At 40.5% G+C, this 15,149-nt stretch carries 16 protein-coding genes and 1 pseudogene; 15 read left to right on the forward strand and 2 right to left on the reverse strand.

Going from position 1 to position 15,149, the window contains the following annotated elements; genetic code table 11:
- Positions 1-225: 225 nt before the first annotated feature.
- From UB32_RS20790 to UB32_RS14235, 3 genes and pseudogenes are all read left to right on the forward strand, one after another.
- A pseudogene (locus UB32_RS20790) lies at positions 226-387 on the forward strand (hypothetical protein); the annotation flags it as partial.
- Positions 364-2,286, forward strand: coding sequence for a formate dehydrogenase subunit alpha (fdhF, locus tag UB32_RS20795; protein WP_347230919.1), 1,923 nt, complete (start codon positions 364-366; stop codon positions 2,284-2,286). The pseudogene UB32_RS20790 and the gene fdhF (UB32_RS20795), both read left to right, overlap by 24 nt.
- A 268-nt stretch (positions 2,287-2,554) precedes the next feature.
- The gene (locus UB32_RS14235; protein WP_044394715.1) at positions 2,555-3,319 is read left to right on the forward strand and encodes a LysM peptidoglycan-binding and 3D domain-containing protein; all 765 of its coding nucleotides are present in this window, start codon (positions 2,555-2,557) and stop codon (positions 3,317-3,319) included.
- Between the two features lie 32 nt (positions 3,320-3,351).
- Here the strand turns inward: UB32_RS14235 and UB32_RS14240 are convergent, their stop codons facing one another.
- Positions 3,352-4,122 carry a hypothetical protein gene (locus UB32_RS14240; RefSeq protein WP_044394717.1) on the reverse strand — a complete coding sequence of 257 codons (771 nt, stop codon included), beginning with the start codon at positions 4,120-4,122 and terminating at the stop codon, positions 3,352-3,354.
- Positions 4,123-4,272: 150 nt separating this feature from the next.
- Between UB32_RS14240 and UB32_RS14245 the strand changes: the two genes are divergently transcribed.
- From UB32_RS14245 to UB32_RS14270, 6 genes are all read left to right on the forward strand, one after another.
- Positions 4,273-5,028 (forward strand): TraR/DksA C4-type zinc finger protein, encoded by a 756-nt coding sequence (locus UB32_RS14245; RefSeq protein WP_044394719.1) that lies wholly within the window; start codon positions 4,273-4,275, stop codon positions 5,026-5,028.
- A gap of 129 nt (positions 5,029-5,157) precedes the next feature.
- Positions 5,158-6,009 carry a YihY/virulence factor BrkB family protein gene (locus tag UB32_RS14250; RefSeq protein WP_044394797.1) on the forward strand — a complete coding sequence of 284 codons (852 nt, stop codon included), beginning with the start codon at positions 5,158-5,160 and terminating at the stop codon, positions 6,007-6,009.
- A gap of 236 nt (positions 6,010-6,245) precedes the next feature.
- A complete protein-coding gene (locus UB32_RS14255) occupies positions 6,246-6,674 on the forward strand; it encodes a ferritin-like domain-containing protein (RefSeq protein ID WP_044394721.1) in 429 nt (142 codons plus the stop codon).
- Positions 6,675-6,896: 222 nt separating this feature from the next.
- Positions 6,897-7,829, forward strand: a complete 933-nt coding sequence (locus UB32_RS14260) for a c-type cytochrome (protein ID WP_044394724.1) — start codon at positions 6,897-6,899, stop codon at positions 7,827-7,829.
- Between the two features lie 191 nt (positions 7,830-8,020).
- On the forward strand, positions 8,021-8,209 hold the full coding sequence (locus UB32_RS14265) for a hypothetical protein (protein ID WP_044394726.1): 189 nt from the start codon (positions 8,021-8,023) through the stop codon (positions 8,207-8,209).
- Between the two features lie 121 nt (positions 8,210-8,330).
- Entirely contained in the window at positions 8,331-8,573 is a 243-nt protein-coding gene (locus UB32_RS14270) for a hypothetical protein (RefSeq protein ID WP_044394728.1), read from the forward strand.
- Positions 8,574-8,629: 56 nt separating this feature from the next.
- On the opposite strand, the gene UB32_RS20060 is transcribed toward UB32_RS14270, so the two are convergent.
- Complete coding sequence (locus tag UB32_RS20060) at positions 8,630-8,776, reverse strand: hypothetical protein (protein ID WP_157841632.1); 147 nt, start codon at positions 8,774-8,776, stop codon at positions 8,630-8,632.
- Between the two features lie 202 nt (positions 8,777-8,978).
- Here UB32_RS20060 and fdhF (UB32_RS14280) point away from each other — a divergent pair, with 202 nt between their 5' ends.
- The 6 genes from fdhF (UB32_RS14280) (at position 8,979) to UB32_RS14305 (ending at position 15,115) form a co-directional block, all read left to right on the forward strand.
- A complete protein-coding gene (fdhF, locus tag UB32_RS14280) occupies positions 8,979-11,924 on the forward strand; it encodes a formate dehydrogenase subunit alpha (protein ID WP_431305974.1) in 2,946 nt (981 codons plus the stop codon).
- A complete protein-coding gene (locus UB32_RS14285) occupies positions 11,917-12,471 on the forward strand; it encodes a DUF1641 domain-containing protein (protein ID WP_044394735.1) in 555 nt (184 codons plus the stop codon). The genes fdhF (UB32_RS14280) and UB32_RS14285 overlap by 8 nt, the downstream gene beginning before the upstream one ends.
- 130 nt (positions 12,472-12,601) lie before the next feature.
- On the forward strand, positions 12,602-13,423 hold the full coding sequence (gene fdhD / locus UB32_RS14290) for a formate dehydrogenase accessory sulfurtransferase FdhD (protein ID WP_044394737.1): 822 nt from the start codon (positions 12,602-12,604) through the stop codon (positions 13,421-13,423).
- A 49-nt stretch (positions 13,424-13,472) separates the two neighbouring features.
- On the forward strand, positions 13,473-13,700 hold the full coding sequence (locus UB32_RS14295; RefSeq protein ID WP_044394739.1) for a hypothetical protein: 228 nt from the start codon (positions 13,473-13,475) through the stop codon (positions 13,698-13,700).
- A gap of 52 nt (positions 13,701-13,752) precedes the next feature.
- Positions 13,753-14,271, forward strand: a complete 519-nt coding sequence (gene mug / locus UB32_RS14300) for a G/U mismatch-specific DNA glycosylase (RefSeq protein WP_044394741.1) — start codon at positions 13,753-13,755, stop codon at positions 14,269-14,271.
- A gap of 406 nt (positions 14,272-14,677) precedes the next feature.
- A complete protein-coding gene (locus UB32_RS14305; protein ID WP_044394743.1) occupies positions 14,678-15,115 on the forward strand; it encodes a peptidylprolyl isomerase in 438 nt (145 codons plus the stop codon).
- Positions 15,116-15,149: the final 34 nt, after the last annotated feature.

Below are 15,149 nucleotides of genomic sequence, written 5' to 3' on the forward strand. Positions count from 1 at the left end.
CGCGGAAAGCGAGTTTCTGGAGTGGAAAACGATTATCAGCCAAACCAAAAAGGACCGGGCGGTTTTTGCCCTTTTTTACTTAAAGAGTTGTGAAATTTCTAGCGCATTTTCGAGAAATTGTTGGGAAAATGACAAAAAAATCTCTTTCCTTTATCACATCGTTACAAAGATTTAGACTAATATGAAAGTAATGGTTTGTATAAAAAACATAACGGAGGGGAAAGTATGTCATCGATTAGTCAGGTTAAAACCGTTTGTGGTTATTGCGGTACAGGTTGTGGACTGATTTTGGAGGTGGAAGATAATAAGATTGTTAAAATCAGAGGAGATAAAGAGGCGCCTGTTAACAAAGGGCAAACTTGTGTGAAAGGGGCTTTTGCCTATCAATATGTTCATTCACCTAAAAGATTGGATACACCGTTGATTCGAAAAGCAGGCGAGCTTGTTAAGGTAACATGGGAAGAAGCATATGAGTATATCGCTAGCCATTTAACGTCGATTAAAGATCGATTTGGCCCAGAAGCCATCTCTATGTTTGCTTGTGCAAGGACTACTAACGAATCTAATTATGTTACCCAAAAATTCATGAGAACAGCTATCGGCAGCAATAATATTGATGGCTGTAACCGAACCTGACACGCTCCAAGTGTCGCCGGTCTGGCGACTGTTTTTGGCAGTGGTTTCCCTACCAATACTTTAGAAGATATCGATGAGGCTGAGGTTTTATTGCTAATGGGTTCAAATACGACTGAAGCTCATCCAATCATTGGGAATAAAATGAAGAAGGCCGCCAAAAATGGACTTAAAATCGTGGTTATTGATCCTAGAAGAATTGATATGGTCAAATCCGCACATAAACATTTACAAATTAAGGTTGGTACAGACATTGCCTTAATCAATGCGCTGATCCGGATTATCATAACTGAAAATTTATTCGACCCGGATTTCATCGGTAAGAACACGGAAGAGTTTGATGCTCTGCTGGAAAAAGTCAATAGGTATACCCCTGAATATGCAGCAGAAATCACGGGATTAAAGGCAGAAGACATCATCGAAGTGGCACGTCTGTATGCTGTGTCAAATCGTTCGATGATTGCCTATACACTTGGGATCACCGAGCACCACTGTGGTGTAAACAATGTATTTGATATCGCAAATCTGGCATTGTTGACAGGACATATTGGGAAGAAAGGAGCAGGTATCATGCCTCTTCGCGGACAAAATAATGTCCAGGGTGCAGGTGATATGGGGTGCCTGCCTAATCAGCTTCCAGGTGCAGTCAGTTTGCTGGATCAGGAATACCGGGCACGATTTGAGGCAGCGTGGGAAACAGAAATCAGCCAAAAAATTGGTGATACCCAAACAAGGGCATTGGATAAAATGGAAACTGGAGAGGTTAAAGCTTTATACTGCATTGGTGAGAATCCATTGGTAGCAGATGTCCACATGAATCATACAAGGAGATTATTAGAAAAACTCGATTTACTTATTGTCCAGGATATTTTCCTGACCGAAACGGCTGAAATGGCTGATGTGGTGCTCCCTGCGAAATCATGGGGAGAGGTTGATGGAACTTATACAAATACGGACCGCAGAATCCAGCGGGTCCGAACAGCAGTTAAGGCACAGTCTGGTGTAAAAGAAGATTGGGAGATATTATCAGAACTGTCTACGAAGATGGGCTATCAAATGAGTTATCATTCCAGTAAAGAGATTTGGAATGAAGTAAGAGAACTTGCATGGGAGATGTACGGCGGAATTTCCTACGAACGTTTGGAAGAGGAATATGGGGTACATTATCCATGCCCTAATGAAAATCATCCTGGTACGAAAATCATGCATGAGCGATTTTATGCTGGAACAGACAACAGCGAACGCTCAAGTTTTGTTCCTGTTGACTTCACGCCGCCGCTGGAAACCCCAGATGAAGACTATCCTTTTACACTGACAACAGGCAGACGTTATGAGTCGTATAATACCAATACCCAAACTCGTTATTACGCACCTGGTGTAAAAATAAAACAAACAGAAGAAACATTGGATCTCCATCCTGAAGACGCTTTGCGGTTATCAATGGTCGATGGTCAACTCGTTCGAGTAACTTCTCGGAGAGGCACACTTGTTGTAAAAGTGAAAATAACGGAACAAGTAGTCCCTGGACTTGTGTTTATGAGCTTCCATTGGTCGGAGGTACCTACCAATGTGCTAACTTTGAATGAATTTGATCCAATCTCTGGAACAGCAGAATTTAAAGCATGTGCGGTTAAAATCGAAAACATTACCTGATGAAACAAAAATCCCTTATTTAAGGGATTTTTGCTTTTTTAATGCTATTTTTCCCAAAAGGAGCAGTGAATTCTGTACATTTTAGTATGAAAAGGAGAAATATAACAGAAAACGTTAGTAATAATCAAACTATTCAGACTTTTTGACATGTTCTCGTTATATTACTGTTATTCTCGTCATCAAACTTATATGTGGTTGTTCTTTTTCTCCTGAAATTCTATGGTACGATAATTCACGTGATAAAAATTAGCCGATGGGAGGCAAACAAATGAAAAAATCAATAGTATCTTTGGTTGCAGCTGCGGCAATTTCTGTGGCTGCCGGGACACAAGCACAGGCAGAGGAGATCGTCGTACATAAAGGGGATACACTTTGGGGTCTTTCGAAGGAATACGGCGTGTCAGTAAATTTATTAAAGAAATGGAATAATCTTTCGAATAATGTAATCCACCCAAATGATTTATTAGAAGTTTCCCCTATAAAATACGTGCAAGTGCGAAAAGGGGATACCCTTTGGAAACTATCTAAAGCATATAACGTTACTGTTGAGGAACTAAAAAAATCAAATAAATTATCTTCTGACCTGATCTATCCTGGGATGAAGCTGGAAGTTTATACCGATATTCCAATTGAAATAAAGACAGAGAAATCTTCTGCTAAAAAGCAACCAGCTGCTCCAGTAGTAACTCCGGTGTCAGCACCTGTTGAAAAAACGACAACCGCAGTAAAGCCTGCTGCTACAACGAACCGATTAACCGTTGAGGCGACTGCGTATACAGCAAATTGCCCCGGATGCTCAGGGATTACCAAGACTGGAGTAAATCTGAAGGCAAATTCTGATGCGAAAGTTATTGCTGTTGATCCTTCTGTGATTCCACTTGGCTCAAAAGTTTATGTGGAAGGATACGGTTACGCAACAGCTGAAGATACCGGTGGAGCGATCAAAGGCAATCGCATAGATGTATTTATACCTTCGCAGGACGGAGCAGTCGAATGGGGCCGAAAGCAAGTAAAGGTGACAATTCTCGATTAATAATGATTAGGATAAAAGAGCATTGACCGTAGTCAATGCTCTTTCTGGCTCTTTTCTTTTTTTATTATTTTTTTCTGTTGGCGGATGTTTGGTAGGATGAAGCTGAAAAGAAAACTGGTCCATTTGGAATAATGGTTTTCAAGCTTTTCGAGGAAATCATTAGCCATATTTGAATGGACGTTTTTTATTTCACTCAATTGATCTGAAATTCTTTCTCCGACAGCATCCTGCTTACAGAGTTGTTCCATAACGGTTTCATGGTAAACTCCTTGCAAGTCCATATGATTTTTAACCATATTTTGTAGTAGTTCCTGCTTCTGCTCCTGAATAAAAAGTGACTTGGTGACATCCTCGTATTCGAGCAGTTTTCTGTTTAAGTCGACGATCATCGACTGCTGATAGGCCAGCTGGTCCAAAATTGCCTGGTTTGTCAGTTCCTCGCTTAAGAGTGTTTTTGAAAGTTGTTCATGCATTTTTTCTAACTTCATTAATTTTTCGTCCAGATCAGAAGTCGATTCTTTTTGCTCGTATATATTCTCGATCACTTTCTCGGATATTGTTTCCTGCTTTGCAAGTGTGGAAAACAGTGACTTAAACTGTTGCAGTTGTTCCTGTCTGTTCTCTTGAAATGTATTTTCAAATTTTATAACACTTCCAGAAAACTCATTGTTAAGTTTTTCCTGTTCATTTAACACTTCATGAAGGTAATTTATGTGAAATTTTGCCTGATTTTCAGGTTCCTCAACTTTTTGTTGGTTGCTGAAAACTTGTGGGGAGACAAAATCATTGACAAATAAAGGCATGGGATAATCACTCCATAAAATAAGTTTCTTACATCTTATGTGTTTTCCCCTTTAATTGGTACTTGCGAAAGATAACACTAATTACCGTTCATGAAAACAGGCAGATGCAGCAAGCTAATAAAAACTGGGACAAGGAAAGGGGCGGCAAATATGCTACCAGACGAGCAGGTAAGGGAATTACAAGCAGAACTACTTAAAAATAAAAAGGAGCTAGAAGGCCATCTAGCTGCCAACGACCATTTCGATTTAAGGAGTGGCCATACCCATGAATCAACAGGAGAGCTTTCTAGTTATGATAACCACCCAGGTGATGAAGGAACAGAGTTATTTGAACGTGAGAAAGATATTGCACTTAACGATCACGCGGAATACCTGCTAAATAATATCAATTTAGCATTACAGGCGATCGAGGCAGGAAGTTATGGAAAGTGTGAAACATGCGGAAACGACATTCCTTTTGAGCGGTTAAAAGCAGTGCCGGATACGAGGTTTTGTATAGAACACACACTTGACAGGACCGTTTCACATAATCGTCCGATTGAAGAAGGAGTATTAATCCCGCCATTTGGGAAATTTGATTTAGATGATAAAGAGGAAAATGTTGGGTTTGACGCAGAAGATTCGTGGCAGGAAGTAGCCAGTTGGGGCACTTCAGAAACTCCCTCCGATTTCATTGAACCGAAAGCAGATTATAATGAAATGTATATTGAATCGGAAGAAAACATTGGATATGTCGAGGATTTTGAAAACTTTGTTGGCAATGATATCACCGGAAAAGAAATAAAGATATATCCAAATAAACAGCACGAAAAATACGAAGAGGAGTTGGACAAAGAAAATATCATGACGTCATTTGGAGACCTACCTGCTTACGAACACGATCCGTATGTTGAAAAAGATAAGTAGAGAACGCCAAAAAAAAGACCAAGCTGGTCTTTTTTTTGGCTGTCGACGATGATTAAAATCGCTTAAGTCGGGGAATAGACAAGCATATTGTAAATGGAGAAATGAGGTGTGCGTTTAGTGAAAGAGAAAATGAAACGTTATGGGAAAAGTTTGTTCGGCGAGCTGAAAAAAGATCGAGTAACCGGTCTTGCTGCCCAACAGGCATATTATTATATGCTTGCCTTGTTTCCATTGCTGATTTTGTTAATTGCCATCGTTCCCTACTTAAATATCGACCAGCAAAAGGCAATCGATGTAATCAATCAAATGTTGCCAGAAGAATCCGCACAATTATTAAGAGATAATGTAGTAAAGCTCGTAAGTGAACGAAATGGCGGACTGCTTACTTTCGGGATCATCGGTACGATCTGGTCTGCGTCAAATGGGATGAACGCATTTATGAAAGCGATAAATGTTGCCTATGATATAAAGGAAACGAGATCCTTCCTTAAGGCAAGGCTTGTCTCGATTCTATTGACACTTGGGTTAATCCTCGCTTTTGTAGTTGCGTTATTGCTCCCGGTTTTCGGGAATGTCATATTAAATATGATCCAAACGATCATTCCCATTCCGGAACCATATGATATAATCTTCCAAGTGATCAGGTGGATTACAGGGATTGCTGTTATGGTAATTGTACTGACAGGATTGTATCGAATTGCTCCAAACAAGCATTATCCATTTACGCATGTATTGCCAGGAGCAATTTTTTCTACTATTGTTTGGCAGCTGATTTCTCTCGGATTTTCATTTTATGTCAGCAATTTTTCAAACTACTCGGCAACATACGGTAGTCTTGGCGGAGTGATCGTGTTAATGCTTTGGTTGTTTCTGACAGGATTGGCACTCGTACTAGGTGGTGAAATAAATGCGATTTACCATAGAGACAAGATGGGGGAAAAACAAATGAATAAAGATCAAAAAATTTCAGCAAACGGGTAAAACAGCAGGATTTCATTCCTGCTGTTTTGTTTACCCAGTGGGAACAGTAGAAAAAGCAGGACCAGGTGTTCAGAATGGAAAAAAGGGAGACGGGGTAGTCATTCCGTTTAGCGTTTCGTACGGTGAACGATTTATTGTCAAACCCCCTTTTGAAATTCGATTGAATAACTTGAAACAAGAACATCAGTAGCGTCCTCTCCATACACTGGTATAAATGCTTTTGGGGAGGATTCCAGATGTATCCTTATTATAATTACTACAGGCAAAATCAAAAATTAATCAATAACTTATCCAGAGCAATCAATGGTGAATACGCTGCAACAAAATGTTATGCAGAGCTAGCCGCAATGGCACCAAGTGCAGAACAGAAAAAGCGAATCAAGGAAATATTAAATGATGAAAAAAGACATTTGCAGCAAATCTCTCAAATTTATTCAGCAGTAACAGGAAAGCAGCCTCAGTTGCAGATGATGGAAGAGTGTAAGAATTCTTATGTTCAAGGACTTGAAGCATCCTTTAAGGATGAACAAGAGACGACTGATTTTTACCATGATATCGCAAATAAAGCTACAAACTCCGTCATTAAAGAAGTTTTTAGGCGCGCAGCATATGACGAGCAAAACCACGCAGTGTGGTTCCTTTATTTTTACGAGAAAGAGAAGTAGGAACTGGAGATTTCTAGTTCCTATTTTTTATACACCAGAAAGGATAATATTCATTTTGAAATACATAAAGGCAATAATAAGGCACAATGCTTTTTGGGTATGGCATCGAAGTTTTCACTGTTTCTACACATTTAATAGAAAAATTCTAGTGTATTTTACACTAGAATGGGTATAGGGAAAATGAATTTTTGTATTGGAAAATCTACATAGGGAGGAATAGAAATGAAGAACGGTCTCGCAATTATTATTGGATTTTTGATCTTAGGATCGTTATTTATCGGCTGGAAAATCAGTCAAGATCTTGGAGCCTCAGAAACAACGACTGCGCCACAGCAGTCAGAAGGAACGGCTAGCAATACAATTGAGTTTAATCCGCCAAGCATCGAGGATGTTCCAGATGGGCCACTAGGTGAAAGCATAAAATATGGTTATGATTTAATGATGGATACGAATACAATAGCCGATGAATATGTAGGCAATAATTTATCCTGTGCAAGCTGTCACGCAAATGGAGGCACAGTCCAAAATGGTGCCCCTATGATCGGCTTAACTGCTGTTTACCCAGAGTATAGGCCTCGTGAAGGAGAAGTATTTACACTTGAGGATCGAATTAACGGATGTATGATCCGAAGTATGAATGGCCAAATGATTCCTGAAGACAGTAAAGAAATGAGGGCAATGATTGCTTATTTGCATTATTTGTCTGAAGGAATACCAGCAGGGGCGGATATTCCCTGGAGAGCAGCCAAAGAGCAAAAACAATTTCCAGTTCCAAGTATAGAGGATGGAGAAAAGGTGTATGCACAATCCTGTGCAAGCTGTCATGCAGCAGATGGAGGAGGTACTGGTCCTAACACGGGACCGGCTCTATGGGGAGAAAATTCCTTTAATGATGGAGCGGGCATGTCAAGACTGACGAACATGGCAGGATATGTTCAAAAAAATATGCCTAAGGGACAGGGAGGAACATTGACGGATCAGCAGGCAATCGATGTGGCTGCATATATCCTTAGCCATGATCGGCCAGAGTTTAAAGGGCATGAAAAGGACTGGCCAAAAGGCGGCAGACCAGCAGATATTATGAATAACGAAAAACGAGAGCAAATTAAGAACGGGACAATCGATTGGGAGGCAATGGTTACGGTAAAGAAATAAGGACATAGAGAAACCCAGCACTTTTAAGTAGGTGCTGGGTTTCTCTATATTATCATTAAATAAAATGATATGTAAGTATGTGAATATGCTAAAATAAACAGTGACTAAGAATCAATAGCAGTATATAACTATATACTATCAAATTGCTAGCTGATAGATAAGTGTTTTAATTTTGAAGGGAAGTTTGGCAAATGAATGAAACTCAGAGGATTCAATTAAACGTCAGGGTCACTAGGGAAACCTCGGACAAGCTTGATGAAATCGTAGAATACTATCAAGAACATACGAAGATTGGCAGAATATACAAAGGGGATGTTTTATCAGATATTATCGAAAAATCATATGAAATCATGCTGAAACAGAAGCGGTTAAATCGATAAATTAATATGACAAATTGTCAATAAATAAAAGTGACAATAAAGTGAACAAAACAGTTGCAGCAATCAATAATTAATCGTATTATTTAAATAATCTGAATAAACGATAAGGTGGTTATTGATTATGATGCGGATGTCGATTGCAGGCGTAGCCGGATTTGTCCTAGTGTTTATTGAGTCCTATATTGTTATGAGCCTGAAAAAATATGAAGCGATTGATTTTGGAGGGATTGCCCCGTTTGTTAGTGTCTGGACAATGAATTTTTTTCTGGTGTTCTCCATTTTAACCCACATAAAATTTTGGTATGAAGACCGTGAAGCTCAGCGAGAAGAAGAAGCTGCACAAAGGGACAGATTTCTTAACTGATCGTGACAGAGAAAGGCCATTTTACAAATGACCTTTCTCTTTTTTTGTAAATATTTCTACTCATTCTCAACCTCTTCAATATGATCACGTTCTGCCTCTTCAGCGGCAATTCTAAGTTCCTGGAAAAATAATTGATCATTGCATACCATGCTGTGCTGCTGGTCCTGCTCCGATGCATCGTCTTTGTTTTGCTCTTTTTTCACTCGGATCAACCTCCTCATTGGATTTTTCCCTTTTCTGATAAAAATCATGCAAACACAACTCCATTTTTCTCATCATTAATATTCCAATTCCAACAATCTTTTAAAAAAACAACAAAAAATTGGTTAGGAATGCTTACTAAAAGGGTAGGAAAAAAAAGAGTGATTTATATACAGAAAGGAAGATGAAGCTTTGTCTGGCAAAATGAACGTAACAATCAACGGAGCCGAAGTGATGGCTGATGGAAATCAAACAATTCTTCAATACCTTTCAGACAGCTCGATTGAGGTACCAAGTGTGTGCTTTCATCCAAGTCTTGGACCGATCGAGACATGCGATACCTGTATTGTAGAAGTAAATGGACAATTGGTTAGATCATGCTCAACCGTTCTAAAAGATGGGGATGTCATTGACACAGTTGCGCCTGACGTCAAGCAGGCACAAACGATCGCAATGGATAACATCCTTCATAACCATGAACTGTACTGTACAGTCTGTGATTACAATAATGGGACTTGTGAGGTACATAACACAGTTAAAGAAATGAAAATCAACCATCAGAGTATTCCATTTGATCAGAAACCATATGAAAAGGATGAATCCAACCCTTTCTATCGTTATGATCCGGATCAATGTATTTTATGCGGAAGATGTGTCGAAGCATGCCAGGATGTCCAGGTAACGGAAACCTTGAGAATTGACTGGGACAGTGATCGTCCGAGAGTTATTTGGGACAATGGTGTTCCGATCAATGAATCATCCTGTGTATCTTGCGGACATTGTTCAACAGTTTGTCCTTGTAATGCGATGATGGAAAAAGGAATGGAAGGCGAAGCTGGTTTCTTGACAGGAATTGCAAAAGAAACTCTACGTCCGATGATTGAGATTACCAAAGGAGTAGAAACGGGATATGGTTCAATTTTAACTATTTCCGATATAGAATCGGAGATGAGGGACTCAAGAATTAAGAAAACCAAGACTGTTTGCACCTACTGTGGTGTTGGTTGCAGTTTCGACGTATGGACGAAAGGACGGCACATCCTGAAGGTGGAACCACCCGCAGAAGCACCTGCAAATGGCATTTCAACTTGTATAAAAGGGAAGTTTGGCTGGGATTATGTCAATAGCGAGGAACGTTTGACGAAGCCGCTTATTCGGGAAGGTGACAGTTTTCGGGAGGCTGAATGGGAGGAAGCATTGGAACTGATGGCGAAGAAATTCACTGAAATCAAAAAGGAATATGGTCCTGATTCCCTAGGCTTCATTAGTTCATCCAAATGCACAAACGAAGAGTCTTATTTAATGCAAAAGCTTGCCAGATCGGTAATCGGTACAAATAATATCGACAATTGCTCCAGATACTGTCAGACGCCTGCTACAGTAGGGTTGTTCAGAACAGTTGGGTATGGAGGGGATGCAGGATCATTCGAAGATATCGCAATGGCTGATTTGGTTATCATCATCGGATCGAATACAGCTGAAGCACATCCGGTCCTAGCTACAAGGGTAAAACGTGCTCAAAAATTAAATGGGCAAAAAGTGATTGTAGCAGATCTTCGTGAGCATGAAATGGCAAGCCGTGCGGATCTGTTCGTTAGACCAAAAGCAGGGAGCGACTTAGTTTGGATCTCGGCGGTAACGAAATATATTATTGATCAAGGCTGGGCTGATAAAGAGTTTTTGGAAAATAAAGTAAAGGGTCTTGGTGAGTACGTTGACAGCCTAGGTGGTTTTACCCTTGATTATGCCGAAAAAACTTCCGGACTATCAAAAGATACACTCATTGAAATCGCTAAAAACATTCATGATGCCAAAAGGGTATGTGCACTATGGGCAATGGGAGTTACACAGCATCTTGGTGGAAGTGATACTAGTACTGCAATTTCCAACTTATTGTTGATCACAGGAAACTATGGTCGCCCCGGCACTGGTGCGTACCCACTTCGAGGGCACAATAATGTACAGGGTGCAGGCGATTTTGGCAGTTCACCAGATTCATTGCCAGGGTATCAAAAGGTATATGATGATGCAGTGCGGCAAAAATTCGAACAGTCATGGGGCACAGTGCTACCAGCAAAGCCAGGCTTTAACAATCATGAAATGGTAGAAGGCATGCATGATGGTTCGCTCAAAGCGCTTTATGTTAAAGGGGAAGAGATGGGACTTGTCGACTCCAACATTAATCATGTCCAGGCAGGCTATGAAAAGCTAGATTTCTTTGTTGTCCAGGATGTTTTTTTCACAAAGACAGCACAATTCGCTGATGTAGTGCTGCCGGCAAGCCCTAGTTTTGAAAAAGAAGGCACCTTCACGAATACGGAGCGCAGAATTCAGCGCTTGTACCAGGTGTTTGAGCCAGCAGGTGAGTCAAAACCAGATTGGCAGATTTTGATGGAAGTGGCAAACCGCCTCGGTGCAGGGTGGACGTATGAACACCCAAGTGAAATTATGGCAGAAGCAGCAAGCCTAATGCCGATCTACGCTGGTGTCAGTTATGAACGTATGGAAGGATACAACAGCCTTCAATGGCCGGTACAACCGGATGGTACTGACAGTCCCGTTCTTTATTTGGATGGATTTCCGTTTCCTGATGGAAAGGCAAGGCTATACCCAGTAAAATGGTCCATTCCTATTCAGTTTGGTGAACAATATGACATTCATGTCAATAATGGCCGTTTGTTGGAGCATTTCCATGAAGGAAATCTTACTTATAAATCAAAAGGAATTTCTTCAAAAACACCAGAAACATTCCTTGAAGTCTCACCTGAGCTTGCCGAAGAAAGAGGCTTGAAAGATGGAACTTTAGTCAGATTAACCTCTCCCTATGGAAATGCCAAAGTTAGATGTGTGGTAACAGACAGAGTTAAGGGAAAGGAAGTCTATCTGCCAATGAACGATCAGGGCGATGCGGCAATCAATCTCCTAACAAGCAGCTTTGCAGATAAGGACACAGACACACCTGCTTATAAGGAAACGAAAGCGAAAATGGAAATTCTTCAATATGAAGGCGTCAATCCATTGCCAAGGACCAACTTCAGGTACGGAAATCCACAGCCGCAAATCGGTGTCCAAGTCCAGAAAAAGTGGGCTCGTCCAGATTATATTTTCCCTGGGGATCTTGTGAAAAAGGAGAGGGCACAGCATGGCTAAAGCAATCACAACTATTAACCGGATCGAGTTGACAGCGGAACAGAAAAGAAAGTTAGATCTGGAAGAAATCGAGACGGCATTAATTGATAACAAAGAATCCATATTACAATCACTAGACATCATCAAGCATATGAAGGAGCGCGGCGTTCTGTCGCTTCTTGATGGATTGTTCAGCGAAGGGGATAAAGTCCTTAATGTTCTAGTTAAAGCAGCGGATAATGCTGAAGCTACCAATACCTTAAAAAACTTATTGCTGATGGTAGGTGTTCTCGGAACCATCAATGTCCAGCAGCTTGAGCCGCTATTGTTGAAATTGAATTCCGGGGTTGCCAGAGTGGCAGAATACAGGGATAGTGATGATGACAAGCTTGGTTACTTCGACATCGTCCGTTCATTGAAGGATCCGGAAATCAATCGCGCTCTGTCTCTGCTTTTTGAATTCCTCAAAGGCATGGGGGAAAAAACGGAAGGGCTGGAAAGGACGACCCAGCTTCCGGAAAATCAGGATCTTCATCAGAGCAAGGATGGCAGGCTGGAGAATCGGTAAAAAAGATAATGCAGGGGGCATCCTGATCTCATTTGAAATCAGTGCTCCCTGCTTTTTCAAGTTTGAAAATTTTTTAATGGGATAAAAGTAAAGGACGATAAGGTAAACTCAAATAGAGAGGATGGTTGTTGTGAAACCAGTCGAAGTGAAAAGGGAAATCCTTCGTTTCGGGAATGGCCAAGCCGAAAGACTGGAAGACAGCATTGTTACAGAATTCACTATCACTGTGAAAGTGAATGGAGAAGAACTCGTGACAATGGTCTGCACGCCAGATTATATCGAAGAAATGGTCATAGGGTATCTCGCTTCGGAAGGAATCATCAAAAAATATACCGATATAGAAGATTTATGGATTCAGGAAAAAGAGGGATTTGTTCATGTAAAAACTTCTCGATCCAATTCTATTTATAAGGATCTACAGGGGAAACGTTATTTAACATCATGCTGTGGAGCAAGCAGATCTGGATTTGTATTTGCGACAGATGCTATGATAGCAAAAAAACTTCACGGGGTAAGGACGGAGCTCGAAGTTGAGGATTGCTTCAGGCTTATGGAGGAAATGCAAGAATCCGCGGAACTTTTTCAAAATACAGGAGGAGTCCATAACGCGTCTCTTTGCAGTCTGTTTGGCCCAGTCGTGTCACGAATGGATATAGGACGCCACAATGCACTCGATAAAATTTTTGGGCATTGCCTGAAGAATGATATTTCGATTCAGGATAAAGTGATTGTTTTCAGCGGCCGGATTTCCTCTGAGATTCTGTTGAAAGTTGCCAAGATCGGTTGCCCGATCGTATTATCGAAGTCCGCTCCAACCGAGCTTGCCCTTAAGCTAGCCGATGAACTAGGAATAACAACAATAGGTTTTATCAGAAATGGTTCACTGAATGTTTATACCCATCCAGAACGCATTGTAGAAGCAAACAATAATGTCATAGAAAGTCAGGTATAAACCCCTGGCTTTTCTTTTTTCCTTCCATCCTTGAGATGGTATAAGGGATGTGAAAGTATGGGAAAATGGAGGGGAGAGCGGAAGGGTGATAGAATGGGTGAAAAAAGAGATGTTCGAACGTGCAGGCTTCTCCACTGTTTATGATCAACATGGCTACAAAATGTGGATCAGCGCGCTTGAAGACAGCATCGATGCCGAACTGTTAGATCACGTTGCAGATGCATATTCATTTGAGAATGCCGATACGATGTACTATGATTTTCTGTTCCAATTATGAATTTTTAGACCTTGTTGTACAGGGAGATATAGAGAGAAAGAGGGGAGAGCTTATGCAGCCAATATCAGACCATTTAAAGAAAAATCTAGATATTGTCTTTGTCGGTTTCAATCCAAGCATCCGCTCATCCGAAACAGGGCATCATTACGCCAATCCAAATAACAGGTTTTGGAAGATTCTTTTTGAAGCCGGAATTACCCCTATCAAATATGATTCCTCAGAGGATTTCAAGCTTTTGGAACTAGGATTCGGCATGACAAATATCGTGGCGAGACCGACCAAGGCAGCAGATGAAATTACGAAAGACGAATACCAGGAGGGAAAGCTGGCACTCCGACAGAAAATCGAGGAATACCGTCCAAAAATTGTCTGCTTTGTTGGGAAAGGAGTTTATCAGCAATACAGCGGAAAGAAAGATTTACCATGGGGAAAGCAGAACGAATCTGTTGTTGCAGGAACAATCGATTTCGTCGCCCCATCCTCAAGTGGCCTTGTCAGAATGAAGCTAGATGAAATAGTCGCTATTTATAAACAATTGCCAGATTGGATTGAACAATTAAAAACAGATTAGCGAGCAAAATATTGAAAAAGAGAAAAAGAGGTCACCAATAAGCGTGATTGGTGACCAACAAGAATTTTCTAAATAATAAAGACTGAGGAATAACAAAACTGTCAAACAAGAGGCTGTAAGATATGGCTGATAAATTTTATATTTGCTATCTATTTTGATTTTCACTATATCAAAAATAAAAACCTTACTGTGGCAAGGCTTCACAGATTATTGCGGTGAACCTGCAAAGCAGGGCCTCTGCCTTCCGTACAGTGGTTAAGTGTCCCGCAACAAGCTAATGTCCGGCAGAGGCAGTTATATTTTAACACATACTTTATAAAAAAATACAATTTCAAGGTGGATACTTTTATTTTCAAAAGGAATAATGGTATGATAACAATGATTTTACCTTAAGGAGATGATTTTCATGGCTAAAAAAGGATACATAGAAATGCAAAATGGTGAAAAAATTGAATTTGAACTTTATCCAAACGAAGCTCCTGGAACAGTTGCGAACTTTGAAAAGCTTGCGAACGAAGGCTTTTATAATGGATTAACGTTCCACCGCGTTATTCCTGGTTTTGTAAGCCAGGGGGGATGTCCTCAGGGAACAGGTACTGGCGGACCAGGATATACCATCAAATGTGAAACAGAAGGCAACCCGCACAAGCATGTACCGGGTTCACTTTCTATGGCGCATGCAGGTAAAGATACAGGAGGAAGCCAGTTCTTCATCGTTCATGAATCTCAGCCGCATTTAAACGGTGTTCACACTGTTTTTGGAAAAGTTACTTCCAATTTGGAAGCAGCAAAAACGATGAGCAATGGGGATGTAATGGAAAAGGTCGTCGTAACAGAAGAATAGTCAATGTAAAAAAGAGCTTTAAAGCTCTTTTTTT

Origin of the sequence: Mesobacillus subterraneus (assembly GCF_000934845.1) — a bacterium.
GTDB classification, from domain to species: domain Bacteria; phylum Bacillota; class Bacilli; order Bacillales; family Cytobacillaceae; genus Mesobacillus; species Mesobacillus stamsii.